Consider the following 24,652-nt stretch of genomic DNA (forward strand, 5'->3'; position numbering starts at 1 on the left):
CTGGGCCAGTCTGCTCCGCAGTATCCGGCCATCTCATTCATGAAACCACCCCGCATCGGCGTCCTCCTCTTCAATCTCGGCGGTCCGGAATCCCTCGAGGACGTCAAGCCGTTTCTGTATAACCTCTTCTCCGATCCCGATATCATTCGAATCAAGAGTGATTGGTTGCGCAAATCGGTGGCCTGGTTTATTGCGACCACACGCCGGAAGAAGTCGTCCGGGTATTACGCCCAAATCGGCGGCGGTTCCCCCTTGCGCCGGATTACCGAGGACCAGGCCGCGGCGCTGGAGAGGAAGCTGGCAAATGAGGGGCTCAACGTGAGGGCCTTCGTCGGCATGCGCTGCTGGCGACCCACCATCGACGAGGCACTGGAAACCATCCAGCGCGATGAAATCACGCATCTCGTCGTTTTGCCGCTTTTTCCTCAATTCTCAGTGACCACCAGCGGTTCCTGCATCAACTATTTCAACGCCCGGCTCCGGCAGAACGACCCCGGTGAAAGCCTTCGGGCGAGTTACGTGACACGCTGGTACAACGAGCCTCTTTATATTGAAGCGATGGCGGAACTGGTTCGCGCGGAGATCGAACAGTTCCCCGAGGCCGACCCGAAGGCCACCTACGTGATTTATAGCGCCCACTCGATTCCCCAGCGGTACGTTGAAGAAGGGGACCCGTATCTCGACCAGACCCGGCATACGGTGGACCTGATCAACGAGAGGCTGGGCCTCAAGGGCCCCTGGACGTTGTCTTTTCAATCGAAGGTGGGCCCGGTGAAGTGGCTCGAGCCCAGCACTGAGGAAGTGATCCAAACCTTGGGGCGCCGCGGCACACAACAGGTCCTGGTCGTTCCCGTCAGTTTTGTTTCTGACCACATCGAGACGCTTTACGAAATCGACATTCAGTACCGCGAGACGGCGCGCCAGGCGGGCATTCCCCATTTTCGTCGCGCCGCCGCCCTCAACCTGAATTCAAATTTTATCGCCGCTCTGGCGGCGATTGTGAAAGAACAGGTTGCCCACTTGAAAGTGGCGTGATTCTCCATTATCCATTATGACAACGTCCTCCTCATCGACCGCAGCCCGATCCCCGAAAATCATCATCCTCGGCGCAGGCATCTCCGGGCTGACGTGCGCCTACCGGCTCCACCAAGCCGGGTTCGACGTCGAAGTGTTAGACCGGGAGACCGCGCCCGGTGGGGTCATGCAAACCCGGGTGATCGATGGTTTCCTCACCGAAGGCGGGCCGAACAGTTTTCAGTCCAGCGAGGAGGTGCTGTCGTTGATTCACGATGTCGGACTGGACGGGGAGCTGCTGGAAGCGGATGCACAGATGCCGCGATACATTTTCTTTTGCGGCCGGCTGCACCGGGCGCCCATGGGACCCGGCGCGCTCGTATTCACGAAGCTGCTCTCGGCCGGCGCCAAGGTGAAGTTGGTTCGTGAACCCTGGGCCCCCCGCAATCCGGATGGACATGAAGAATCCATCCGGGAATTTGTCACGCGGCGGCTGGGCCGGGAGCTGCACGACGTCATGCTGGCCCCGTTGGTCTCCGGCATCTACGCCGGGGATACGGCGAAACTGAGCATGCAAAGCGTGTTTCCGCTTCTGGTCGAGCTGGAGGCGAAGTATGGCGGGTTGCTCAAGGGGTTCATGAAGCACATGAAGGCGGAGCGCAAGAAGCGTGAGGCAGCGGGTAAACCCAAAATCCGGCGGACCTTGTGCTCATTCAAGAACGGCTTGAAAACATTTCCCGCGAGAATTGCCGATCAACTGGGCGCTCGCGTGCATTTGAACTGCGAGGTCCGATCCGTCCGCGCGAGCGCCGGGGGCGGGTTCACCCTCGAAGTCCGCGAAAACGGCGGCGCGCAGCAATACAGGAGTGACCGCCTGGTTCTTGCCACTCCGGTATTCGAGACAGCTGAACACTTGAAGAATCTCGCGGCAGGCCTCTCTGCAGACCCCTGGCCAAAAACGCTGAGTGCGGAGTTCACTCAGGCGTCCATGGGGCTGGCTTCCATTGAACTGCCGCCACTGGCGGGAGTGTGTCTGGCGTGGAAGAAATCCGATGTTCCGCACAACCTCAACGGATTTGGGTTTCTGATCCCGCGCACGGAGGGGATTCGTTTACTCGGATGTATCTGGAGCTCGTCGCTCTATCCTCGCCGCGCACCCGAGGGTTGGGTCCTGTTAACTAATTTCATCGGGGGCGCCACAGATCCCGGCATCCTTTCCCTCAGCGAAGGACAGCTCGTCGATGCCGTCCGCAATGACCTCCGGACCATTCTGGGAATTTCCGCCGCTCCCCGCGTGGTGACGGTCAACCGGTACGATCATGCCATCCCCCAGTACAATCTGGGGCATAAGGCCCGCATCGATGCGGCACGCCGCGCCATCGCTCAAATCCCGGGCGTCTACCTTGCCGGAAATTACCTCAGCGGAGTCTCGGTCGGCGATTGCATCAAGCAGGCACATGAAACGGTCAAACAAATCTTGTCTGCAGACAAACGCCAATGAACGGGGACATCGCCGTGTGGACACAAAAATACAAATCGATCATTGACATCCCCCTCGTGTTTGTCGTAAAAAGCTAATTCTCAATTTGCTGACGATTATGCATCCACTCTTTCAGCGTTGTTCTTGCCCTGCGACCCCTTGCTGTTGGGGCCACGAAGCCATGGCGATGTGTTGTTGGTCGCCACTTCAAAGGGCGGATGCGGTCGGGCATTGTGGAGGGGAGAGATAAGAGCAGGCCCCTCACAAGGAAATCGAATCAGCAAGAAGGATTTCAAAGAGAAACGCTGAATTAGATTCGGACCCCAAGATCAAGCCCTTCGAAGACAGATAAACTTCGAAGGGCTTTTTATTTTCTGCTGTGGTTTGTGCTGTGGGGCAGACGTCTCGTCTGCCCATTTCAAGTAGCCAAGTAGGGCGACCAATCTGGCCGCCCTACAAGAGGAAATCATTTATGAGCAACGCACAAAAACAAGCACGGACACGGAACGCAGTAACTCCCGAGCAAGAGGCCGAAATCGCCCGGCTCGTCGGCGAAATCGACCGCCTGGAAAGAGCTCACAGCGATCCCGATGACTTCAAACGCTTTCGCCTGGAAAACGGCATTTATGGGATTCGCGGGGTTTCGGACCAGCACATGGTCCGCGTGAAGGTCCGGTTTGGGAAGCTCGATGCGGCGCAGCTTGAAACCCTGGCTGAGATCGCGGAGCGTTTTACGCCGAGCCACAAGGTCCATCTCACCACGCGGCAGGATGTTCAATTTCATTATATCCGGAGGCGGGATCTCCCGGCCGTCCTCACGCTCCTGGCGGAGAGCGGCCTGACCACGAGGGAGGCCTGCGGAAACACGGTCCGAAACGTCACCGCCTGCCCTTTTGCCGGCATCTCGGCGACGGAGGTGTTTGATGTGCGCCCGTATGCCGAGGCGGTTTCGCTGTATTTTTTGAGGAATCCCTTGAACCAGAATCTCCCGCGAAAATTCAAGATTGCCTTTGAGGGATGCACAGAAGATCACGCCCGGACCCCGATTCATGACTTCGGCGCAGTGGCGGCGACGCGAGGGGCGAATGGGTCGAGCGAACGGGGCTTTCGAATCTACCTCGGGGGCGGCTTGGGCGCGCAGCCGGCATCGGCACAGCGGCTCGAGGAGTTCACTCCGGGACACCTGTTGATTGCGACCGCGGAGGCCGTCCTGCGGGTATTCGATCGCTTTGGAGAACGGCGGGAGGACCGCTCGCACCGCATGCGCGCCCGGCTGAAATTTCTCATCCGGGAGTGGGGATGGGAGAAGTTTCGTGAAGCGGTCCTCAAAGAGCGGAGGGTTGTTTCGCTGACGCAATCGGGACGTGCGGCCATTCCGTTCAACCTGGAAGAGGAACAACCGCCCCTCGGAGAGATCGAATTCAAAAGGGTGATTGAGGACGGGGTCTCGGGTCGCCTCACTGCCGGCATTCAGGACAGGGGCAGACGGGACGTCAGCGCCTCGGCCAGCCGGAGTTTGTTTGACCGTGAGCGCCGGTTCCTGAAGTGGCAAGGCTCGAATGTCATTCCCCAAAAGCAGAAAGGCTGGAGCGCCGTGATCGTGCGGTCGCCGCTCGGGGATCTAACCGTGACGAACCTGCGCCACATCGCCCGCACGGCTCAACGGTTTTGCGGAGGCCGGCTCCAGGTGGCCATCTCCCAGAACCTGATGTTGCGGTGGGTCCCGAATGCCGCAGTCCGGTTGGTGTACGACCAACTTGAAGCAGCCGGACTGGCGCACGGCGGAGCGCACCAGTTGGCCGATATCACGCGCTGCCCCGGCGCCGATACATGCCAGATTGCGATCACGCATTCGCGCGGACTGGCGGAGGCCCTGGCGCCCCTGGTTGAAAGGGACCTGGGGGAATTTCCTGAACTCGAACAACTTTCAATCAAAATCTCCGGCTGCATGAATTCCTGCGGCCAACATCACATCGCCGACATCGGATTTTATGGCGCCAGCGAAAACGTGAAGGGGCACGAACTGCCCAAATACGTCGTGATGCTGGGAGGCCGGACGCGCGAAGGGTTGGCGGAATTTGCCGTCCCTATCGCACAGATCCCGGCGAGACGGGTACCCGAGGCTACACGTGAGCTGTTGCTCTTCTACCGGGAAAACAAGCAAGAGAACGAGCTGTTTCGCGACTTTGTCGACCGTCTCGGCAAAGCGAGTTTTCGCGCGCTGCTGGCCAAGTATCAGGAGGTTTCATCTTACGAAAAGGATACAGCGCTGTTTCGTGACCTTGGCGCAGAGGAGGAGTTCAAGGTGGTGATGGGTGTCGGAGAGTGCGCCGGGAATTCAGTTCCAAGTTCAAAGTCCAAAGTTCAAAGTCCGCCGCCGGGGGAGTTCGTTGGAAAACATGAAGGTGAGAGTTCTGGACAAAATTCTGCGGACATCCTCTGAAACGATGCAGACAGCATGGGAGAGATCATCATGAGCGATCTATATCCTGTTTTTCTCCGACTTCAGAACCGCCGGGCCCTGGTGGTGGGTGGGGGCACGATGGCGGCCCTGCGCACCAGGCAACTGCTGGCGGCGGGCGCCGCCGTGACCGTGATCTCCCCCACGGTCAATGCCAGTCTGGATGAACTCGCCGAAGCCGGCCGCATTGAACTCATCGATCGGCCCTTTGCGCGAAGCGATGTCAGCAAGGGCTATTTCATCGTGATTGGCGCCACAGGTGATCCTGCGACGGAGGTTGCTTTGGCCAAAGAAGCGGAACGGCTCGGCCTTTTGTACAACGTGGTGGACGACGTCGAACATTCCAACTTCTATACGCCGGCTTTGGTGGAGCGGGGGGATCTTAAAATCGCCATCTCCACCAACGGGCTGAGTCCGGTGCTCGCCCGGCAGCTGCGACAGGAAATCGAGGCAGCCATTCCGTCCGTGACCGGGGAATGGATCAAGCAATTGGGGCAACTGCGGCAGAGGTTGAAGTTCGAGATCCCGGTGGATTTCGAGACCCGGAAGCAAATCATTCAAGAAGTGATCGAGAAGACGATTCAAAGATGAGCACGGTTGAAGACAATTCAGGAAGGGTACTCATCGTGGGCGCCGGACCGGGCGCCAGCGATCTGATCACCTTGAGAGGCCTGCGCGCCCTGCGGCAAGCAGACGTCGTCTTCTATGACGCACTGGTCAGCCCTCAATTGCTTTTGGAAGCAGACGAGAGAGCAGAAAGAATTTTTGTCGGAAAAAGGTGCGGGCGTCATGCCATGGACCAAAGAGAAATCAGCCGGTGGATGGTCTCCGAGGCTCGTGCGGGAAAGACGGTGGTGCGGCTCAAGGGAGGAGATCCACTGGTTTTTGGGCGCGGGGGCGAAGAGGCGCTGGCGTGTGAAGAAGCAGCTGTCGAGTTCGAACTGATCCCGGGTGTGTCATCGGCCCTCGGCGCGGCAAGCTACGCGGGCATTCCGCTGACTCATCGCGGCATCGCATCCTCGGTAGCGTTCATTACCGCCCGTGAGGGTCGGGAAGAGGATACCGGCGAGAACAAACTGGCCAGCCTCGCCAAGGCCGCGGACACGCTGGTCATCTTCATGGGTGGCTCGCGATTGCGCTCGATCGTCGAGTCATTAATTGGCGCAGGGCTGTCGGCATCGACGCCCGTGGCCGTGATCAGCGAGGCCACACTTCAAAATCAACACACGATTGTGGCGACGTTAAGCACGATCGCGGCGCAAGTTGCCGAGGCCTGCTTGACTACACCCATGCTGATCATCGTGGGCGAAGTGGCGCAACTCAGCACGGCGCTCAACTGGTTTGAACGGCAGCGGCGGGCTGTGCCCGCAATTGAGCCCGACGCCCCCGCTGAACTTATCCACCCGCAATAGCCGGAATGATGGAGACTTCTGCCCCTTCGGGGATTGACGTCGCAAGGTTATTCAGAAAGCGAACATCCTCACCGTTAATGTAAACGTTGATGAAGCGCCGCAGCTGGCCGCCTTCGTCGCAAAGCCGGCCGCGAAACCCGGGGTATCGTTCTTCAAGTCTGTCGATGATATCTTTGACCGTCGCAGCATCGACCTCCACGGCATCGGCATTCCCCGCAAAGCGCTTCAACGGCGTGGGGATGAGTATTCGGTGTGACATTGAGTAACTCCTTCCGGAGAGCTATCAGCCGTCAGCTCTCAGTCTTCAGCAATCATTCATTCGAATTCCTCAGTCTACATTCTGAACTCCGAACTCCGCATTCCGCAATTCATAGAGCTGTCAGCTTTCAGCCGTCAACTATCAGCGAGCAAGGATTCTAGTTCTGCGATCCGAACTCTGCATTCCGAAATCCATGGGGCTTTCAGCTCTCAGCATTCAGCAAGCATCGATTCGAATTCCACGGTCGTATGCCGCAGTCCGAAATCCGCAATCCACAATGGGTACTCCGCAATTCGAAATCCGCATTCCCAAATTTTTAGGCGACTGCCCATAATTCAGAGATGGTCTGTTCAAACTGGCCAAAGCGGGGCTCAATGACGACGGGCGGTTCGAGTTGAACGGCTTCCTGTGTCTTCAGGCCATTACCGGTTATGGCGAGCACGGTGAGATCCTCCGGTCGAATGCGGCCTTGGTCGAAGAGCTTCCGGGTCACTGCAACCGTGACCCCGCCCGCCGTTTCCGTAAAAATACCTTCCGTTTCTGCCAGCAACCGAATCCCCGCCACGATTTCCTCGTCGGTCACATCCTCGGCCCAGCCGCCGCTGCGGGCGATCACGTCAGCGGCATGATATCCGTCAGCCGGATTTCCGATGGCCAGGGACTTGGCGATGGTGTTGGGCTTGACGGGACGGATGTCGTTGGAGCCGCGCTTCACCGCATCGACAATGGGATTACATCCGCTGGCCTGGGCGCCGTAAACCCTTGTCCGGGCCTCACCTTCGAGAAGGCCGAGCCGTTCGAATTCCTTCAAGGCCTTGTGGATTTTGGAAATGAGAGATCCCCCGGCCATGGGCACCACAACTGCATCGGGGGCGCGCCAGCCCAACTGCTCGGCGATTTCGTGCCCAAAGGTCTTTGAGCCTTCGCCATAAAAGGGGCGCAGATTGACGTTCACAAATCCCCAGGGGAAGCGGTCGGCGATTTCGCTGCACAGGCGGTTCACGTCGTCATAGTTTCCCCGGATGCGGATGACACGCGAGCCATAGATGGATGTCGCGGTGACCTTGCTCTTTTCCAGGTTCTCGGGGATGAGGATATAAGCCGGCAAATTGGCCAGCGCCGCATTGGCGGCCACGGAGTTGGCGAGGTTTCCGGTTGAAGCGCAGCCCACAGCTTCCAGCCCGAATTCGCGGGCCTTGTTGATGGCCACGGCCGTGACGCGGTCCTTGAAAGAAAGCGTGGGCGCATTCACGCTGTCGTTCTTGATATAGAGATTCCTGGCGCCGAAGATCCGGCCCAGCCGGTCGGCGCGAATCAGCGGTGTTCCGCCGGTGGCCAGGCCCACCTGCGGGTCTTCTTCGATCGGCAACAGCTCGCGGAAGCGCCACATGTTCTTTTCACGCGACTGGATCGTTTCGCGTGTAAGCGAGCGGGATATCCCCTCGTAATCGTAAACCACCTCCAAGGGGGCAAAGCACTCCTCACATCCGGCGCGAAGCCCCTTGGGATACTGTTTTCCGCATTCGCGGCATTTCAATCCAATGACAAAACTCATGGCAGGTACTCCTTCCTTCTGACTGACTTCCGGGAGCACTCTCCCGGTCCTTCGAATGAACGGTGGGCCTCAGGGGGACCTGCGCGGGCTGGAGCCAATAAAATAAATCCCGCGCTAAACTCGCGCGGGGTTTGAAATCTGGTCCGGCTGTTTAGCAGTTTTTTACGTGGAGCAAGTCACCCTAAATCGCCACGTCCGATCGGTTGCCGATAAAACGAAAAGCCCCGCGCTAAATAGCACGGGGCTTTCAGTATCCCTTGACGATTTAGCACATGTTTAACGTGGAGCAATTGGCCTTAAATCACCACGTCAAGCAATAACATAGCCAAATTACCGGAAACAGTTTCAGGTGTCAATGAGAAATCAAGCGTGTGAAGAAATTCACCGGACGGATCGATGCGCTTGGGGCAACGCTTTCTCCAACTCCCCATACAGATGGAGTACGGGGTCGCTCGATGTGCGCAGGGCATCGACAAGCACCGCACGGTCTTCACCTTCGGAGGAGGTCATCGAGTTGATCAGATTATGCACGTGCAGAAACCATCCGACAGGGCTGGACCTTTGCACATCGGAATCGCCCAGGAACTCCACATAACTGCTTACGACATGTTGCCGTGTGTGACCGCGCGGGAGGATCTCCAGCAACCCAAAGTACAAGACACACTTTTGATGAAAGTGGTCCACTTCATACTTACTCTCTTCCGTGTCCCAGTCGGCCAACGCATTCAGAAACTCGCCCAACTGCAATTGCCATTCCGATTCTTGTTTTTCAGCATCACCACGCAACTCGCCTTTCGACGTGAAGCGAAGCTTCTTATATTCGGAAAGAAGTTGTTTCGCCGGCGCTGTTTGCCAATAGCGATACTCCTGAGCTGCGCCCTCCGTCCTTTCGGGCCGCGTTTCCTCCACCAGAATGGGTAGAACGGTGCTCACCCCTGAAGCCCTGCTGCGAAGGTCCTGGTTGAAGTATTCTATCGATTGTAACTCTCTAGACTGTTGCTCCTTGGCCAAAGAGGTATCAGCACACCGTGGGCCGGTCAGATTCTTAACAAGGTAAGCCCGAAAGACCCGAAGCAATTCATCCACAAGGACACCTTGTTTCTTTGAAGTATCGATTAACCTGCCCACCTCCTTGACCACAGAGTTCCCCCGCATTGAGTAGGAAAAGGACCGATCATCCGGAGACACTCTGGCAACTCCGAGGGTAAACGCGCGCAACAGGACCTCAAGCTGAGGGGGGGACAAACTTAAAGAGGCGATCGCATCCGCGGCCGGCGCCACTTGAGTAGGAGAGAACAGATCCATCAGGAAGGATTCTGCAAAGTGAATATGATCATTCAGGCTCTTCTCTTTTGCCGTAAACCCTGATTGCACTATTTCTCTGAGCGTTTCATGGAAATCGGAAAAATCATAAACGAGAGGTTCTTCACAATTGAGGGGAGGGAGTTGGTGGATTCTGATTTCGCCAAAGAGCTCGCGAGCCTTTCCCCGGTCTACCGACAACATTGCCTTTACCGCCCTGCATTGGAGCGACAAAGCATCCAGGTTAAGATCAAGGGCCTTTGCAAGATATCCAGAACGTGTGTCGGTGAGGCTTCCCGCCAAAGCTCTTCGACGAATCGGGGACGAGGAATGCGCTCCCCATCGAAAAGCTTCCTCCAAGAGTTCGCGCTTCCATGCTGATTGTTTAATCCGGTCTGATTGGGCGATTCGAAGAAGTGCATCGGCAGCGAATTCAGGCGGAGCATTTCGCGCAGAATCCACCAGGGCTTCGATCTCGACTGGACGCCCGGGGCGGTCGCCGCCAATCCTTCCCTTGGCTTGTTGATCGCTGACTTGGGGGGATTTAGAAGCCTGCTGGTCCCCTGTCGGGGTTACCGCAGAGAAGTGGCGATGAGAACCCGCAAGGATTAAGACGAGGAGGAGAGGCCATCTAAGATTTGAGCGCATACGAGGTTGCCTTATTCTTCATGCACGGGTGAATAATTGAAACAATGCCCATGCAGAGGGTGACTGTTCAAAAGAGTGACCGGGTCTTATCTCGAATGCGCCGCTTCGCAAAATCAAAGTAATGCGGATCAATCTCTACTCCAATGCTGTTCCTACCTGTCTTGGCCGCTGCCAGCGTGGTACTGCCGGTCCCGAGAAACGGGTCAAGCACTGTATCTCCGACAAAGCTGAACATCCGTATCAGGCGCTCGGCGAGCTCTAGCGGAAAGGGAGCGGGGTGGTCACGTGTGGAAGCCCCGGTGAGTCCCGACCAAATCTGCTGAAACCACCTCTTGTGATCTTCGACAGAGATGAGGCTTAAAATCCGAGTGGCCACGTCGGGGGTCCTGTAGCCGCCGGGTTTCCGTTCCATGAGAATAAACTCGATGTCGTTCTTAATGATTGCATTGGGCTCGTAAGGCTTACCAAGGAAACCCGATCCGTTCTCCACCTCGTAGGCTGCGTTTGATATCTTGTACCAGATGATTGGAGCGAGGTTGTCATAGCCAATCTTGCGGCAGTGTTCCTGAATGGAGGCGTGTAACGGTACCACGGTGTGCCGGCCGCTTTTCTTGCGCCTTGAGAGGCAGACGTCGCCAACCACGCAGATCAACCGCCCACCGGGAGCTAAGGCGCGGAAGCAGTGTTCCCATACCCGATCAAGCTCGGTCAAAAAATCCTCGTAGCCTTGAACGAACCCCAATTGTCCATCTGTGTTGCGGTACTCTTTGAGCGTCCAGTAGGGCGGCGAGGTAACGACCAGGTGGATGCTGTTGGGTTTTAGGATAGAAAGCCCGCGGGCATCGCCGAGCAAAAGCTGATGTGTGGATGGAACCTGCTGGACGGCGCTATCGATCAAACCAATCAAATTTGGGTCTTTTGCAATGCGAGGAATCTCCGTCTGTGGGTCATCGAGCTCTCCGATGTCTTTTGGCACGAAGCGGGAAAGATCTAGCGGTATTGCCTCATCAATTTCGAGCTCGATTTCTTTGCTTGCGATGACGTTTCGGGCCATATTTTATTATAACTACGAATTTCAGCTTTGAATACGCATTACGCTAGAGTCTTTCTCGCACACATCGCAAAAAACGCGATTTGTGCGCCACCCGGCGCAACACGCGAGGGACTTTCTCGCACACATCGTTCGCCGCGGCGAACGCGATGTATGCGCCACCCGGAGACTTGAATTGCGGCGAGGATTCAGTAGCGTTGAAAGAACAGGGAGAATCGTTCGAGCGAGTTGGCGAACCTCTCCCGCAGGGCACGAGTCAAAGGAAAATCATTGAAATCCTTCGAAAGCGGCTGGATTTGGCCGCCTGCATCAACTTTGAAGATACCATACGGACCAAAGGCGGGTCGTCCAAAACGGGTTAGAGTTTCGGAGTTGCTGAATCCTGTGAGGTCGGCGAACAGGAGATACACCCCATCCTTCCGGAACCCTTCGTATAAGGGTTTGCCCCTCACCTCAACGCCATCAACGGTGACTGTTCCGCCTGTATCCCGAATCAAGACTTCGTCTCCTTTCAAAGGGAGAATGCTCGCCGGTATTTCGAGCGGAACATTGGGAGGGAGAGCGGTCTCTTTGGGAAGAGGGGTGTCGGACAGATCTCTCAGCACTTTGAGTTTATACCATGTCCAAATCGCATCTTCAGACGACGAGGGTACACTGGTTTGATCTTGCAGCTTGACGACCAGAACGGCGCTAGACCACATCGCTTGATCAAGACTATCCACTTCAGCATAGTTCGGCAGCGGACTTGTCATTTCCACCGACGTTGCCCCTTTCTCTTTCGCCAACCGGACATGTCTCTGAAGACGAGTTTCATCCCTCTTGTCAGGCTGTGCGTAAAGGCGCAACTGCTCCGTTGCAGCAATTGGCAGAAAAGAGACAAGAGCCAGAACGACCAGCTTGTAAGTCATGTTTTTCATGTCGCCCTCAGGACCGAACCCCGGGTGGCGCTATCCTATCGAGTCTTTATCGCACACATCGCAAAAAAACGCGATGTATGCGCCACCCAACCGGAGGACAAGCAGATTGAGGGGTGCACACCCCGATCTATCGGGGTGTGCGCATTTTTGGAGAAGGGTTTCACTTCTTGAATACGACACCTGGTCTATAGTGTTCGCAGGCATGCCAACAGCGCATGCCTGCGGCACCCCGCTTCAGACAATCCACCCCGCACGAATTGTCCTAGAACATTTCCTTGAGGTCGAAGGTCTGCAAGTATTCCGGCAACACCGTCTTCCATTTGAGCTGGGCCGAAATTTTTTCGCTCAGAGATTTTCGTGCGGCATCTTCGCCGTGGGTAATGAACACAGCGCGCGGGGGCAGCTTCAGGTTCGACAGCCAGCGCAATTCCTCGTTGTAATCTGCGTGGGCCGAGACATATTCGATCGATTCGATATGAGCGCGCACCACGACGCACTGGCCGTGGATCTTGGTTTCCCTGGCCCCATCCTTGAGGTACCGGCCCAGCGTTCCTTCCGCCTGGTAACCCACGAACAACACGGTGTTCGCGGGGTCGCTGACGCGATGTCGCAGATGGTGCATGACTCGCCCCCCGGTGCACATCCCGCTCGAGGCGATAATTACTTTCGGCACCTCGTTCGTGTTGAGGGCCTTCGACTCCTCCGCGCTCCGGATAAAGGTGACATCGTGCGTTCCCAGCGGATCGATGCCGTGTTGTTCCAGAGTCGTCATCTCCAGGTCATGCTCTTCGGGATGAGCCAGGAGCACGCGGGTGACACTCGAAGCCATCGGGCTGTCGACAAAGACCGGGATGTCGGGGATCACCTTCTCCTCTTCCATGGCGCGCAGGATATATAGCAGTTCCTGGGTCCGGCCCACGGCGAACGACGGGATGATCACCGTGCCGCCGCGCTTGAAGGTCGATTTGATGACCTCGGCCAGCTTGAGTTTCGGATCCGTCCCGTCATGTAATCGATCGCCGTAGGTCGATTCCACCACCATCAGGTCGGCCTTCTCGATGGGGGTGGGATCGGGCGTGATGGGCTGGTCGTAGCGCCCCAGGTCCCCGGAGAACAGCAGGTTCAATGGCGCCTCACCCGGTTCGTGAATGTCGAGCGAGACCAAGCACGAACCCAGGATGTGTCCGGCCGGATAAAGCGTGAAGGAAAAGTTCTTGGAAATCTGTGTCGCAGTTCGGTATTTCACGCCCCGCAGAAAACGCAGGGCGGTCCGCGCTTCCTCTTCGGTATAAAGCGGTAACGCCGGCTTGTGCTTGGTATACGCCTCCTTGTTGGCATAGAGGGCATCTTCTTCCTGGATCTTTCCGGAGTCGGGCCACAGGATGCCGCACAGATCCACGGTCGTTTCACTGGCGTAGACCTTTCCATCAAAGCCAGTTTTCGCGAGACGCGGGAAGAACCCGGAATGGTCGAGGTGGGCATGGGTGAGGATGATGGAATCCAGTTTCTCGCCGTCAATGGGCAAGGGTTCCCAGTTTCGATCCCGCAGGGCGTGGGGTCCCTGAAACAGACCGCAATCGACCATCAGGCGCTCGCCATCGTGAAAGGTCAGGAGATACTTGGAGCCGGTAACGCAGCCGGTGGCGCCAAGAAATTGAAGGACAGGCATGAAAGTATCCTCAGTTATGGTTCTGACGGGTCAAACATGTACGAGAATGGCTTGATCTTGGATGATCCTGTTGCCGAAGCCAGAAGTCAGAGGCCAGAGGCCAGAAGCCAGAGGCCAGAAGCCAGAGGCCAGAAGGCAGAAGCCAGAAGCCAGAAGGTAGAAATCGAAAACCGGAATCCGAAATCCGGAAACCAAAAGTAGGAAACCAGAGAACAGAAGGGAATGACGTTCTAGAATGTTCTGCATCCTTAAGATCACCTGTTATTCTCTTCTACTTCTGATTTCTGACCTCTGACTTCCGCCTTCTGGCGACTGGCTTCCGCCTTCTGGCTTCCGGGTAACAGTCCCAACCGGCGCATTTCTTTCAAAACGGCCGTGGAGGAACCTTCCAGCCACAGGGAATAGAACCGTTCCTGGGTCATCTGGGAAAACACGCGGTTTCTAAAGTCGTTGAAGCGACGCCCGTGCAAATCGGATTCGCTCATCTTCAACTCGGTGCGGGCAATCTCGCCCAGTTTTTCAACGGCAAAGCGGGCGGCTGTGATGGAAAGGACGAAATCCCCATCCGAAAGATTATTGATCGTGGCCTCGGGGGATATCGGGCCCGGCAATTCCATCTTGGCTGTTGTGGAGGTGCCTGCCGCAGGGAGGGCCGTCATTCTTAACACGCCATATTCGACCGGATCGACATGCGCCAGCATGGCCGCCGCCTCTAGCCAGTCGACAATTTTGCCCGAGGGTTCGAAGCCGGGTGTCCCATGGGCTGCTGCAATTGCGATTACCAACCTTGGGGGAAGCTTCCGGTGGAGCGCCTCGGCGATCCCGAGAATGTGGTGGGCGCCGGTCCCCGCGATCACGAGTTCCGGCAGTTCGCTGTCGTCGCTCCTCCATTGGAAGACGAGCGTTTTCATCGCGTCGTGCCAGATGGGCGCGGCGATCACGAAATCATTGTTCAGGATCATCCCGGGGTACTGGGCACGGTAATTGGCCGCAAGCGAAAGGGCACTGCGCAGGTTGAACGCCTCGTGGATGACCAAACCGCCCGGATACGAGTGATGGCCCTCGAAGTTGCCTCCCGGCGCCCCCCAAAAGCGTTGCGGTGAACGTCGCGGATCTGCGACGGGAGGAAAGACTCCATCGAGCACCCCCCTCTCCGGAAAGCGGTCGTCCTGGGCTTTGACATATCCGCGTGCAATAAATGCATTGCAGACCTCCTGCTTGCTCTCCGGCGTCGGCCATTCCCGGTAGAATGTCGGGGCGGGATTGTCGAGCAGTTCGAGCACCTGCTTGCGGAGTTCGGGGGTGGCAATCGTAATGGCATTGGCGCGCAGGTATCGAAAAGCCCCCATGACAAGGCGCGAACGGCTCGCGATTTCCTCAGCGCGGCGATTGCCGGCCGAAAGGTCGTCCCGGCCCTGGTCTGCAGCCAGGGTGGGTGGCGGCACTCCGAGTCCCGATAAAACCAACGCACCCAACAAGAGAACTTCAGCAAGAGGGGTCGTGGGAGTAAGAAAGCCGGTACGAAAGGGGCCCCGGCGAGCAACCTTTTGCGTTTTGAATGGCTTCCAATGATTACACGGATCCCCCCTCGATGGGGGATCCAGGCGAAGACGAGCATTAAGGGAAGACATGAATGGTTTCACTTAAGGTTCCGAGTGTAATTCAATTTTGTAAAAAAATTAACCGTAAAGATCACAGGGGCGTCCATTCGAGTTCTTCCGATAACGTTTCACGGAGCGCTGGTTGCCTCTCTTTGGCAGTCCTTGCATTGGGATCATTTCCTGAAACACAGAGTCTCTTCACCGAGGGTCCGGAAATGCTTCAAATGTGAAAACAGTCACGAGCAAAACCTTGGGTTGAAACAGAAGCGGTTGTGTTATACTTCCCGGCCTCAGGAGAACGATTCCGTATGCGAAAAGGCGCCACGACAAGCTTATTCAGCGGTTTGATTCTTTTTTCTGCGTTGATGGGAGGGGTCCTCGGGCCCCGCCTGAATGCGACCGCAAAAGATCCCCCCGATTCGACCAACCAGGTGGTCAAACAGTTTTCCGAGGTGATGAACCTCATCGAACAGAACTATGCCGAACCGGTTGACCCTGAGCGCACGGTGTACAGCGCCATCAATGGGATGCTGCGGACGTTAGACCCGCACTCTGTGTTCTTTGATCCCAAGCGTTATGCGGAGCTGCGGGAAGAGCAGCAGGGAAAGTACTACGGAGTCGGTATGACCATTGGCACCCTCGATGGCAGGACAAAAGTCCTGAGCCTGGTGGTGGGCGCCCCTGCGTTCCGGGCGGGTCTGCGTCCCGGCGACGTTCTGGTCAGCGTGAATGGGGTCCCTTCGGACAAGCTGGCGACCTCGGAGGTCTCCAAGCTGCTGCGCGGCGCCAAGGGAACCCTGGCGAGGATTGAAGTGGAGCGAGAGGGTTCAACCGACCTGCTGAAGTTTGAAGTCACTCGGGATGAAATCCCGCGCCCGTCGATCGAATTCGCATACCGCCTCAAGGACAATGTCGGATACATCCGCATCAAGAGCTTCAGTGAGACGACCGACCGGGAACTCGCCGCGAAATTGAAGGAGATCAACGAGCCCACGCTCCAGGGATTGATTCTGGATCTTCGCGACAATGGTGGCGGAATTCTCAACGAAGGGATCCGCGTGGCCGATACCTTCCTTGAGAAGGGCCAGTTGGTGGTTTATACAAAGGGGCGAAATTCACCCGAGCGCCGGTTTACTGCCCCCAATGGCAGCGGGTCTCAAAGATATCCTCTGGTCGTCTTGATCAATCAGGACACCGCAAGCGCCGCCGAGATTGTGGCCGGGGCTCTGCAAGATCATGACCGGGGGCTCATCATCGGCGAGACGAGTTTTGGCAAAGGCCTGGTCCAGACGGTCTATCCGCTGGATCAACAGACTGGCCTGGCTCTGACGGTTGCTCACTGGTATACCCCCAGCGGACGACTCATCCAGCGGGATTATTCACATCTCTCCTTGTTTGACTATTACAACGGGAAGGACCGCGACGACATCAAGCCCACGGAGATCAAAATGACCGACAGCGGGCGCCAGGTGTTCGGCGGCGGCGGCATTCGTCCCGACGTGAAGGTCCTGGACAGGAAGTACAGCGCTTTTGAGAGTGCGCTCCTTCAGAGCGCGATGTTCTTTAACTATACGCCGCACTATCTGGCGATGCACTCCCATCCTTCGAAGACCATGCTCCTGGATGACGTCGCGGTCAACGATTTCCGCCAGTATCTGAACGAACAGAAGTTCCCCTACAGTGAAGCGGATTTCATGGCGAGCCTGGATTTCATCAAACAGCAGCTGAAGTACTATATCCTCACCTCCGAGTATGGACAGGTCGAGGCGACCCGGTTCACGCTGGATGATGACGTCGAAATCCAGAAGGCCATCCAGTTGATGCCGCAGGCCAGAGAACTCGCCGCCAACGCCAAGCGGGTGGTCGCCCAGCGGATGAAGACGAGCGAGAAACAGTAGAACGAGAATTCAGTTCAATAGCCGGTCAACGGCACAAAAGAAATCGGCCAACACAGCCTGTGTTGGCCGATTTCTTTTGTGTAGGGCGAGCAGTCTGCTCGCCCTACCTGCTTGGTGACGATGATTAAATACAGTGATCTTTTCTTGAAGCCTGGAGACGATAAGCGGCTCTGCCGCTCATTATTGCGGTAAGCCTCCGGCTTACCGTCGCACGCCTTCAACCCCCTCTTTCCTTACTTCGCGTCCTGCACGTACTTGTTAAAGAAAGTAATCATCTCGTAGAGCACATCTTCGATGGACTCCCGCGCCTGATAGCCATGGGCCTCAAACGGGAGTTGCACGTAACGAACGGTCCCGCCGTTTCCCTTGATAGCGGCGTACATGCGCTCGGACTGGATCGGGAAAGTGCCCGAGTTGTTGTCGGCCATGCCGTGGATCAGGAGGATAGGGTCCTTGATGTTGTTGGCATAGACGAAGGGTGAAACCTTGAAGTACATCTCCGGGGCTTCCCAGAAGTTGCGCCGTTCACTTTGAAAACCGAATGGAGTCAGGGTCCGGTTGTAAGCCCCACTGCGGGCAATCCCCGCCTTAAACAGCCGGGAGTGCGCCAGGAGGTTGGCCGTCATGAAGGCCCCGTAGCTGTGTCCTCCCACCCCGACGCGATTGCGGTCTGTGACCCCCATCTCGACGGCCTTGTCGATGGCCGCCTGAGCACTCGCCACGATTTGCTCGATATAAGTATTATTCATCGTTTCAGGATCACCGATGACGGGCATGGTGGCGCCATCGAGCACGGCATATCCCTGCGTCAGGAAAAACAGGTGGGTGTAGCCCACAAAGATTGAAAAACGATTCGCGGACCCGGACACTTGCCCCGCCGTCGCGGGATCGTTGTATTCGAGCGGGTACGCCCATACGACGGTCGGCAATCGGGTGCCTTCCTTGTAGCCCGCCGGCAGATAAAGCGTGAAGGAAAGCTCCACGCCATCGTTGCGTTTATATTTGACAAGCTGTTTCTTGATCCCCAGCAACTGGGGGGTGGGGTCGGGAAAGTGAGTGAACGCTTTTTTGTCATTGCCTTGCGCGGTGTGGACAAAAAAGTTCGGCGCCTCAGAAGGGGATTCGTAGCGGGTCAGGAATTTGCCCGCATCCGGAGTGAGTACGGAGACCACCGATTCGTAGCTCTTCTCATCGCACCGGAACAGCCGCTCCGCTTTCAAGGTCTTCAGATCAAACCGGTCCAGGAAAGGCCGGTCACCTCCCGGAGAAGCGCCGGCGCCGCTGAGGAAAATGGAATCCCCTTCCTGCATCAGGACGGGACGACCGCTCGGGAGCATGCGCATCACAGGTTCACCGGGGTCTTTATAGCGGTCCTGAATGGACCGGTCCCAGACCAGTTTCGGGGTTTCCGCCGGATGGTCGGCATCAAGCATGAAGGTGCGAACCCAGCGGCGATTCCGGTCGTAATCGCTCAAGAAGAGCAGTCCTCCCTTCTCGCCCCAAACCAGCCCGCGAGATCTGGGCCCTCCGCCTCCCCCAAATCGTTGCGTCAGTTTAATCACCTCTGTGGGTTGGTCCTTGAAGGGAGCCCGGAGCATCAGGACGCGGTCTCGAAACTCCGCCTTGATCTTCGGATTGCCCCCGTCCATCGCCTCCACCCAGACCAGCGTGGCCGGTTCATTCGGCCTCCATTGATCATTGCGGGGTCCAACGGGAACGCCATCGACAGGGATTTGATCCTCGAGGGGACGATCGACCAGCTTGAACACGACTTGCCCAGCCCGGTTCCACACCACAATCTCCTTCGGCAAATCGCCAGCCGGGAACAGGTAGGAATAAGGCCTGTGAGTGCGCGTCACGGCGAACATTTTCCCGTCCGGCGAGATCGAGACATTGGCGAACAGCCCCGGCTTGCCCAACGGCGTGGCCTTCCCCGAGGCCACGTCCAAAAGAGCGACCTGCGACGTGCAGTAATAATCGAAGAGGTCCTCATCATGCGGACTTTGGAGCAGGTCTTCGTAGGTGCGAATGGGGGCGGCCTTGCCGGAACTTTCCTGAACGATGGGCCCTTGCGGAACTGCCGGTTCCTCAGGTGGTTTACCTCGGCCGGCCGGGATGGTCAGGACCAGGAGAGCCTTATTGTCAGGCATCCATTGGATAGGATCGCCATACGCCGCATTGAGCGTAATCCCCGCCATTTTGTGAACGGCTCCAGTCGCCCCGTCGCCGACCCACAAGTCAATGCCGTCCGGCGTGGTATTTGAAAAGGCGAAATGTCTTCCATCGCCCGACCATTCGGGCATGCTGAGGTAAGCATTGGGAGGAACCGCAATCTTGATTTCCTTGCCGGTGTCAATCCACTTCAGGGTGTATGCCACATGCCGGGTCGGATGATGTGGGCCATTGGTTTTCGGATTCAAGCGCAGCCCGGCGATGCGCAGCATGGGTTGTGAAAGGTCCGAAATCGGCGGATAGCGGAGTGTCGTGACCAGAAGGACGCGGTCCTTAGCCGGGCTGACCAGAAGCGTCGGCGTGGGAGGCGCGTTCAGAACATCGAGAACTTCCTTGGGGGGCTTCTGATAAACGTCAACCGCATAGGCCGCGCCCGCCAGGAGCAGGAGCATCAGCAAAGCGAGCGACGCAATCAGAATGGAAGATCGTTTTGACGGATTACAACGGGTCATGGAAAAGTCCTTTCGCCTGAAAATAATGGCTGGTCCGGTCCGGGATAAGGCAGATATGGAGCGCGAACTTCTCGCTCGTCATTACGGGAGGAATACCCGCGCTCCACGGAACTCGACTACTCGACGCCCCCGCGGCCGCGAGGCGTGGCGGGCGTGGTCACCACATCCGGGTTGACGTAGGGCAACCCGGCTTCGCTAATCATCTTGTTCAAGGAAGTTAGATTGTCTTTTGCTTTCTTGATCATGTCGTTCGCCTCACTCAACAGCTTCGATGCCGTGTCAAGGTCTTCCCGGTCTTGGGCCGAAGGAGCCGCGGTGACGCTTTGCAGTGACGAGAACAGCCGCTGCAGGCGCTGGGGAATGCGCGGAGGTTCATAGGTCAGCGGCGGACCCGCGTTCCCCAGGGGATCGGTTCGATCCACGGCAAACTTGTCGAAGGCGGCATCGGCATCTTTGCTCAGCGCCTCTGCCGCTTTCACGATGTTTTCGGGCGCCTTGGGATCTTTCATCTTTTTGAATTCCTCCAGGTTCGTCTTCAATGCCGTCCGCAGGCGCACCAGATACTTTTGCCCGGTATCGGCCGACGCCAGGAGTTTGGAGACTTCCATCTGCATATCGAACTGCGCCTTGCGGTCAGAGGCTGAAACCTGGATTCGGGGATCTTCCTCCACTTTCACCGTAGTGGTCGCAGACTTGTCCCCGAGCGATACCTTCACGTCGTATTCACCCGGCAGGACGCGCGCGCCGGTCCCGCGGCCGAAGCCGAAGAAACCTGCCGCCGCGGCCTCCTGCGCACGCTCCAGTTCCTCGGGTGTGGGAGGAACCGGCGGATTGGTGCGAAGATCCCAGTTTGCCCGGTTGAGACCTTGCTCCTTCGGATTCCGGTAGATCTCTCGAATCGTCTTGCCACTCTTATCACTGATGGTGATGCGGACCTGCTCCTTTTCGCCCGGTTTGTTCTTGAGGTAATAAGTGAGAAGGGCGCCGTAGGGCGGATTGGGGGCCATAAACCACTCATGTCCCGTGCTGCCTTTGTTCCCGTACATCCGGTACTCGACGGCCGTCCGGGGTTCAAAGACGTAGAGATCGGAACTGACCACGCTGTCGGAAGCTTTTTCGATGGGGGTGACATCATCCAGGATGTAGATCGAGCGACCGTGCGTTGCGAGAATGAGGTCGTTATCGCGCGGGTGAATCTGAATGTCGTCTACCGGAACGGTGGGGAAGCCGGAAAGCTTCAATGGCTCCCAACTGCCGCCGCGATTCATGGAAATGAAAGCACCGAACTCGGTTCCCAGGAACAGTACATTCGCATTGCGCGGATGTTCCCGGACTACGTGCACGCCGCCGGTATTCGGAAGGTTGGCCGCGATCGACTTCCAGTGCTCGCCATAGTCGGTCGACATGTAAACGTAGGTGTTGAAATCTCCCATGCGATGTCCGTCGAAGGTGGCGTACCCGGTGCCCTCGGCTGACTTGGAGGCCGCAACCCGGCTCACGTAGGTTCCTTTGGGAAGGCCGGGTACCTTGTCGGCGACGTTTTTCCAGGTCTTCCCGCCATCGCGTGTGATCTGAAGATTGCCGTCGTCACTGCCGTAAAGAAGCACATTGGCGTTGAGGGGGGACTCGGCGATGGTCGTCGCGGTTGGATACCATTGGACGCCATCGTTGCGCGAAAGGGTGTCCCGTTCCTTGCTCGGAACCACCCCGAAGATGCCTAGTTTGCTGCGATCCACCCCGGTGGTGAGATCTCCGCCTAACGGGGTCCAGGTTTCGCCGCGATTGGTGGATTTGAACAGGAAGTTCCCGCCATAGTAAAGGGTGTTGTGGTCGAACGCGGAAATCAGCACCGGCGAATTCCAGTTGAAGCGGTAAGGCGGCTCGCCCTCTTTCATCTGAGGCCGGATGGACTTGCTTTCGGTCGTTCGGAGGTCGAGGCGAGACAGGTTGCCGTCCTGGGATTCAGCATAAACCGTGTTCGGATCCACCGGGTCATTGGCAGTGTAAAATCCATCGCCGCCGCCGACACGGAACCAGTCATCGTTAGTGATGCCGGCCGAAAAGAGCGTGGCGCTCGGCCCGCACCAGCTTCCATTGTCCTGCAGGCCCCCGCACACGCGATACGGCTTCTGCATGTCAAAGGACACCTCATAAAATTGGCCCAGCGGGTAAGTATTAATGAAATCCCAAGTCACCCCGCGATCGTAGGTCTGGTGAATGCCCCCGTCACTGCCCACCCACATGTGACTGGAATTGGCTGGATCGATCCACATGGCGTGATAATCGCCGTGGATGCGCTGGACGAGATTGCTGCGAAACGTTTTGCCTCCATCTTCGGTGAAGTACATGGGCGCGCCGAGCAACCAGACGCGCTGGTCGTTGTTGGGATCGACGTGCACCTGACTGTAATACATCGGCCGCGGATTGGTCTCACTCATCTTCGTCCACGTTTCGCCCTTGTCATTGCTGCGATAGATGCCCCCGGCCTTCTGATTTTCAAACAGGGCGTACACGATGTTGGGATTAAAGCGATAGATTCCGATTCCGATCCGTCCGGTGTCGCCTTCCGAGGGCAAACCCTTCGTCAGTTTTGTCCAGGTCGCGCCCCCGTCGACGGTCTTGTAGAGACCGCTTCCGGGGCCGCCGCCATTGAAGCCAAACACCGTGCGGCGGCGTTGGTACATCGCAGCGTAGAGCGTGTTCGGGCTTTGCGGGTCCATCGCGAGGTCGATCGCCCCGGTGTCTTCATTCACGAACAGGGACTGAGTCCAGGTCTTTCCTCCATCCGCGGTCTTAAACACCCCGCGTTCCTTGTTTGCTCCCCAGAGGTTTCCTGTCGCAGCCACGTAAACCGTGTTGGGATCCTGAGGGTTGATCACCACCCGCCCGATGGCCTTTGTCTCTTTCAGCCCCACGGGGCTCCAGGTCTTTCCGGCATCCATGGTCCTGTAAACCCCGTTCCCCCACGAAGAACTCTGCCGGTTGTTCGCTTCGCCCGTCCCGACGTAGAGGATGCTGGGATCGGAAGGGGAAATGGCGATGTCGCCAATGGTGGAGACCGCTTCGTTGTCAAAGACCGGCTCCCAGGTCGTGCCGTTGTTGACGGTCTTAAGGATGCCGCCCGACGCCGTGGCCACGTACACAGTGGACGGATTGTTCTCGACGACGGCAAAGTCATCAATGCGGCCACCCATAATGGCCGGTCCAATGGAGCGAGGTTTGAGGTTCTTGAAGAACGATGCATCCAGCTTCGGTGCACTGGCGGCCGTTTTTTCCTGCGCAAATGTGAACGCCGAGCCGGCGGAAAGGCCCAGAACGATCCCCCAGATCAGGAATGAAAGGAAGCGAGACCTTGTCCTCACGTGAATTCCTCCTTGATGTGTGGCTGAGAAAGTTAACTGCAGGTGAACCCAAAGGTGTAGCCTTCAAAGACGCAGAAAGAAGCCGAGTCGTTACGCGGTTCACCAGGACGTCACATCCACGGTCCCGCCAGGCGGTGATCCTGTCGGAAAGCTAGCCACGCATTCCGCCGGTCAACCGCACGATCCAGCCCATGCACTTATGCCCGAAATCCACGGGGGCACAGAACATCATCGGGCAACCCCCCGAGATGACGGCGATATGGTGTTCGTGGCAAAACTCGCTGGCTGCCTTGGAAACACTTCCCTGGCCCATGGAACGATGAATCCAAACTCGCGGGATATGAAGCTCCGCACACTCGCGAACAAGCTGCTCAGTCACCCGCGGTGGCGTGACAATCACAACTCCGTCAACGGCTACGGGAAGTGACTTGAGGTCGGGATAACAGGTCGTGTCCTCCACGGTGGTGGCGTTGGGGTTCACGGGAAAAACCTGGAATCCGGAATCCCGTAGTTTACGGAAAATGAAATTGGCCGCTTCATTCTTTGAATGGCGGGAGACCCCCGCGACAGCGATCTTCTTCTGGGCGAGGAAGTCGTCGACGTTCTCTTTGACGGAAGACATGGCGGACCTCCACAAGGGGTAGAACGAAAGGGGTATAAGGGACGTGTTCATATTACATTTTGATCAAACGAAAGTTAACGGGACGCCCATCACTTCGACGGACGCGGACGATCTTTTACGCGAATCACAAAGCGGAGCCCCGACCACACTTCGTCAATGGCGCAGACCTTGGTGTCCACGAGACCGGCGGCCAGGCCGATTTTTTGCACAATCCCCTCTGCCAGGTCCGTCGATACCCCCGAAGTCTTCTTGGGCCATCCCACCCAGAGCATTCCGTTGGAGACCAGGTTTTCAGCCAGGCGCGGAAAATTTCTATTCAGATCCGCCTGGGATTTCGTGAAAAACAAAATGAGATCAATCGATTTCCTCGCTGCAGTGGAGATGGTAACGCCGGGGGGCAGTTTCCCCAATGTATCTTCGAAGTGATCCGGCGAGTTGATCATCGCGACCTTGAAATTCTCTTTGATGCCGAGCTTCTTTGCCAGCGGAGTTCCTGAGTATCCGGCCATAAGGTCATTTCTTAAATTGGTCTCAAAATGGGGTGCCGCAGGCATGGTGTTCTTTGCCATGCCTGCGAACAAATCCTTCGAAATTTGGAAGTCAGGGACAGACACCTTTTCTCAAAACACTTTGCAGGAATGAAACCAAAGCCGGTGTGTGTCCCGATTGTTTCATAGAGCAATCTCTTGGGATGGGGTGCCGCGGGCATGGCGCTTT

Annotated in this window: 17 protein-coding genes; 6 read left to right on the forward strand and 11 right to left on the reverse strand. The window is 57.1% G+C overall.

Translation table 11 applies throughout. From position 1 onward, the window contains the following. The first annotated feature begins 39 nt into the window (after positions 1 to 39). The 5 genes from hemH (at position 40) to cobA (ending at position 6,367) form a co-directional block, all read left to right on the forward strand. A complete protein-coding gene (hemH, locus tag LAO21_03175) occupies positions 40 to 1,035 on the forward strand; it encodes a ferrochelatase (GenBank protein MBZ5551697.1) in 996 nt (331 codons plus the stop codon). A 16-nt stretch (positions 1,036 to 1,051) separates the two neighbouring features. Next, positions 1,052 to 2,515: a protoporphyrinogen oxidase gene (gene hemG / locus LAO21_03180; GenBank protein MBZ5551698.1), complete on the forward strand. Its 1,464-nt coding sequence runs from the start codon at positions 1,052 to 1,054 to the stop codon at positions 2,513 to 2,515. A 451-nt stretch (positions 2,516 to 2,966) separates the two neighbouring features. Then, the gene (locus tag LAO21_03185; GenBank protein MBZ5551699.1) at positions 2,967 to 4,937 is read left to right on the forward strand and encodes a nitrite/sulfite reductase; all 1,971 of its coding nucleotides are present in this window, start codon (positions 2,967 to 2,969) and stop codon (positions 4,935 to 4,937) included. Positions 4,938 to 4,967: 30 nt separating this feature from the next. Then, entirely contained in the window at positions 4,968 to 5,546 is a 579-nt protein-coding gene (locus tag LAO21_03190) for a bifunctional precorrin-2 dehydrogenase/sirohydrochlorin ferrochelatase (GenBank protein MBZ5551700.1), read from the forward strand. Beyond that, a complete protein-coding gene (gene cobA, locus LAO21_03195; protein ID MBZ5551701.1) occupies positions 5,543 to 6,367 on the forward strand; it encodes a uroporphyrinogen-III C-methyltransferase in 825 nt (274 codons plus the stop codon). The genes LAO21_03190 and cobA overlap by 4 nt, the downstream gene beginning before the upstream one ends. Here the strand turns inward: cobA and LAO21_03200 are convergent. The 7 genes from LAO21_03200 to LAO21_03230 form a co-directional block, all read right to left on the reverse strand. Next, positions 6,351 to 6,626 carry a MoaD/ThiS family protein gene (locus tag LAO21_03200; GenBank protein MBZ5551702.1) on the reverse strand — a complete coding sequence of 92 codons (276 nt, stop codon included), beginning with the start codon at positions 6,624 to 6,626 and terminating at the stop codon, positions 6,351 to 6,353. The genes cobA and LAO21_03200 overlap by 17 nt on opposite strands. Before the next feature lie 316 nt (positions 6,627 to 6,942). Beyond that, positions 6,943 to 8,181 carry a threonine synthase gene (thrC, locus tag LAO21_03205; protein MBZ5551703.1) on the reverse strand — a complete coding sequence of 413 codons (1,239 nt, stop codon included), beginning with the start codon at positions 8,179 to 8,181 and terminating at the stop codon, positions 6,943 to 6,945. Between the two features lie 381 nt (positions 8,182 to 8,562). Further along, positions 8,563 to 9,687: a hypothetical protein gene (locus LAO21_03210; GenBank protein ID MBZ5551704.1), complete on the reverse strand. Its 1,125-nt coding sequence runs from the start codon at positions 9,685 to 9,687 to the stop codon at positions 8,563 to 8,565. A 511-nt stretch (positions 9,688 to 10,198) separates the two neighbouring features. Then, a complete protein-coding gene (locus LAO21_03215; protein MBZ5551705.1) occupies positions 10,199 to 11,185 on the reverse strand; it encodes a site-specific DNA-methyltransferase in 987 nt (328 codons plus the stop codon). Positions 11,186 to 11,370: 185 nt separating this feature from the next. Further along, positions 11,371 to 12,099, reverse strand: coding sequence for a hypothetical protein (locus LAO21_03220; GenBank protein ID MBZ5551706.1), 729 nt, complete (start codon positions 12,097 to 12,099; stop codon positions 11,371 to 11,373). A gap of 262 nt (positions 12,100 to 12,361) precedes the next feature. Further along, the gene (locus LAO21_03225; GenBank protein MBZ5551707.1) at positions 12,362 to 13,768 is read right to left on the reverse strand and encodes an MBL fold metallo-hydrolase; all 1,407 of its coding nucleotides are present in this window, start codon (positions 13,766 to 13,768) and stop codon (positions 12,362 to 12,364) included. A gap of 254 nt (positions 13,769 to 14,022) precedes the next feature. Further along, the gene (locus LAO21_03230) at positions 14,023 to 15,399 is read right to left on the reverse strand and encodes a hypothetical protein (protein MBZ5551708.1); all 1,377 of its coding nucleotides are present in this window, start codon (positions 15,397 to 15,399) and stop codon (positions 14,023 to 14,025) included. A gap of 278 nt (positions 15,400 to 15,677) precedes the next feature. Between LAO21_03230 and LAO21_03235 the strand changes: the two genes are divergently transcribed. Next, complete coding sequence (locus LAO21_03235; protein ID MBZ5551709.1) at positions 15,678 to 17,267, forward strand: S41 family peptidase; 1,590 nt, start codon at positions 15,678 to 15,680, stop codon at positions 17,265 to 17,267. Positions 17,268 to 17,500: 233 nt separating this feature from the next. On the opposite strand, the gene LAO21_03240 is transcribed toward LAO21_03235, so the two are convergent. The 4 genes from LAO21_03240 to LAO21_03255 all read right to left on the reverse strand — a co-directional run bounded on the left by LAO21_03240 (position 17,501) and on the right by LAO21_03255 (position 24,444). Further along, a complete protein-coding gene (locus LAO21_03240) occupies positions 17,501 to 19,951 on the reverse strand; it encodes a prolyl oligopeptidase family serine peptidase (GenBank protein ID MBZ5551710.1) in 2,451 nt (816 codons plus the stop codon). A gap of 116 nt (positions 19,952 to 20,067) precedes the next feature. Continuing rightward, a complete protein-coding gene (locus LAO21_03245) occupies positions 20,068 to 23,313 on the reverse strand; it encodes a hypothetical protein (GenBank protein ID MBZ5551711.1) in 3,246 nt (1,081 codons plus the stop codon). A 151-nt stretch (positions 23,314 to 23,464) separates the two neighbouring features. Next, positions 23,465 to 23,935: a CoA-binding protein gene (locus LAO21_03250; protein ID MBZ5551712.1), complete on the reverse strand. Its 471-nt coding sequence runs from the start codon at positions 23,933 to 23,935 to the stop codon at positions 23,465 to 23,467. Positions 23,936 to 24,024: 89 nt separating this feature from the next. Continuing rightward, the gene (locus tag LAO21_03255; GenBank protein MBZ5551713.1) at positions 24,025 to 24,444 is read right to left on the reverse strand and encodes a DUF3052 domain-containing protein; all 420 of its coding nucleotides are present in this window, start codon (positions 24,442 to 24,444) and stop codon (positions 24,025 to 24,027) included. Positions 24,445 to 24,652 lie beyond the last annotated feature (208 nt).

Source organism: Terriglobia bacterium (genome assembly GCA_020073085.1).
Classification (GTDB): domain Bacteria; phylum Acidobacteriota; class Terriglobia; order JAIQFV01; family JAIQFV01; genus JAIQFV01.

Excerpts from the sequence above, each read along its gene's own strand:
- hemH (MBZ5551697.1), top strand. The coding sequence starts at position 40 with ATGAAACCACCCCGCATCGGCGTCCTCCTCTTCAATCTCGGCGGTCCG.
- hemG (MBZ5551698.1), top strand. The coding sequence starts at position 1,052 with ATGACAACGTCCTCCTCATCGACCGCAGCCCGATCCCCGAAAATCATC.
- LAO21_03185 (MBZ5551699.1), top strand. The coding sequence starts at position 2,967 with ATGAGCAACGCACAAAAACAAGCACGGACACGGAACGCAGTAACTCCC.
- LAO21_03190 (MBZ5551700.1), top strand. The coding sequence starts at position 4,968 with ATGAGCGATCTATATCCTGTTTTTCTCCGACTTCAGAACCGCCGGGCC.
- cobA (MBZ5551701.1), top strand. The coding sequence starts at position 5,543 with ATGAGCACGGTTGAAGACAATTCAGGAAGGGTACTCATCGTGGGCGCC.
- LAO21_03200 (MBZ5551702.1), bottom strand. The coding sequence starts at position 6,626 with ATGTCACACCGAATACTCATCCCCACGCCGTTGAAGCGCTTTGCGGGG.
- thrC (MBZ5551703.1), bottom strand. The coding sequence starts at position 8,181 with ATGAGTTTTGTCATTGGATTGAAATGCCGCGAATGCGGAAAACAGTAT.
- LAO21_03210 (MBZ5551704.1), bottom strand. The coding sequence starts at position 9,687 with ATGTTGTCGGTAGACCGGGGAAAGGCTCGCGAGCTCTTTGGCGAAATC.
- LAO21_03215 (MBZ5551705.1), bottom strand. The coding sequence starts at position 11,185 with ATGGCCCGAAACGTCATCGCAAGCAAAGAAATCGAGCTCGAAATTGAT.
- LAO21_03220 (MBZ5551706.1), bottom strand. The coding sequence starts at position 12,099 with ATGAAAAACATGACTTACAAGCTGGTCGTTCTGGCTCTTGTCTCTTTT.
- LAO21_03225 (MBZ5551707.1), bottom strand. The coding sequence starts at position 13,768 with ATGCCTGTCCTTCAATTTCTTGGCGCCACCGGCTGCGTTACCGGCTCC.
- LAO21_03230 (MBZ5551708.1), bottom strand. The coding sequence starts at position 15,399 with ATGTCTTCCCTTAATGCTCGTCTTCGCCTGGATCCCCCATCGAGGGGG.
- LAO21_03235 (MBZ5551709.1), top strand. The coding sequence starts at position 15,678 with ATGCGAAAAGGCGCCACGACAAGCTTATTCAGCGGTTTGATTCTTTTT.
- LAO21_03240 (MBZ5551710.1), bottom strand. The coding sequence starts at position 19,951 with ATGACCCGTTGTAATCCGTCAAAACGATCTTCCATTCTGATTGCGTCG.
- LAO21_03250 (MBZ5551712.1), bottom strand. The coding sequence starts at position 23,935 with ATGTCTTCCGTCAAAGAGAACGTCGACGACTTCCTCGCCCAGAAGAAG.
- LAO21_03255 (MBZ5551713.1), bottom strand. The coding sequence starts at position 24,444 with ATGGCCGGATACTCAGGAACTCCGCTGGCAAAGAAGCTCGGCATCAAA.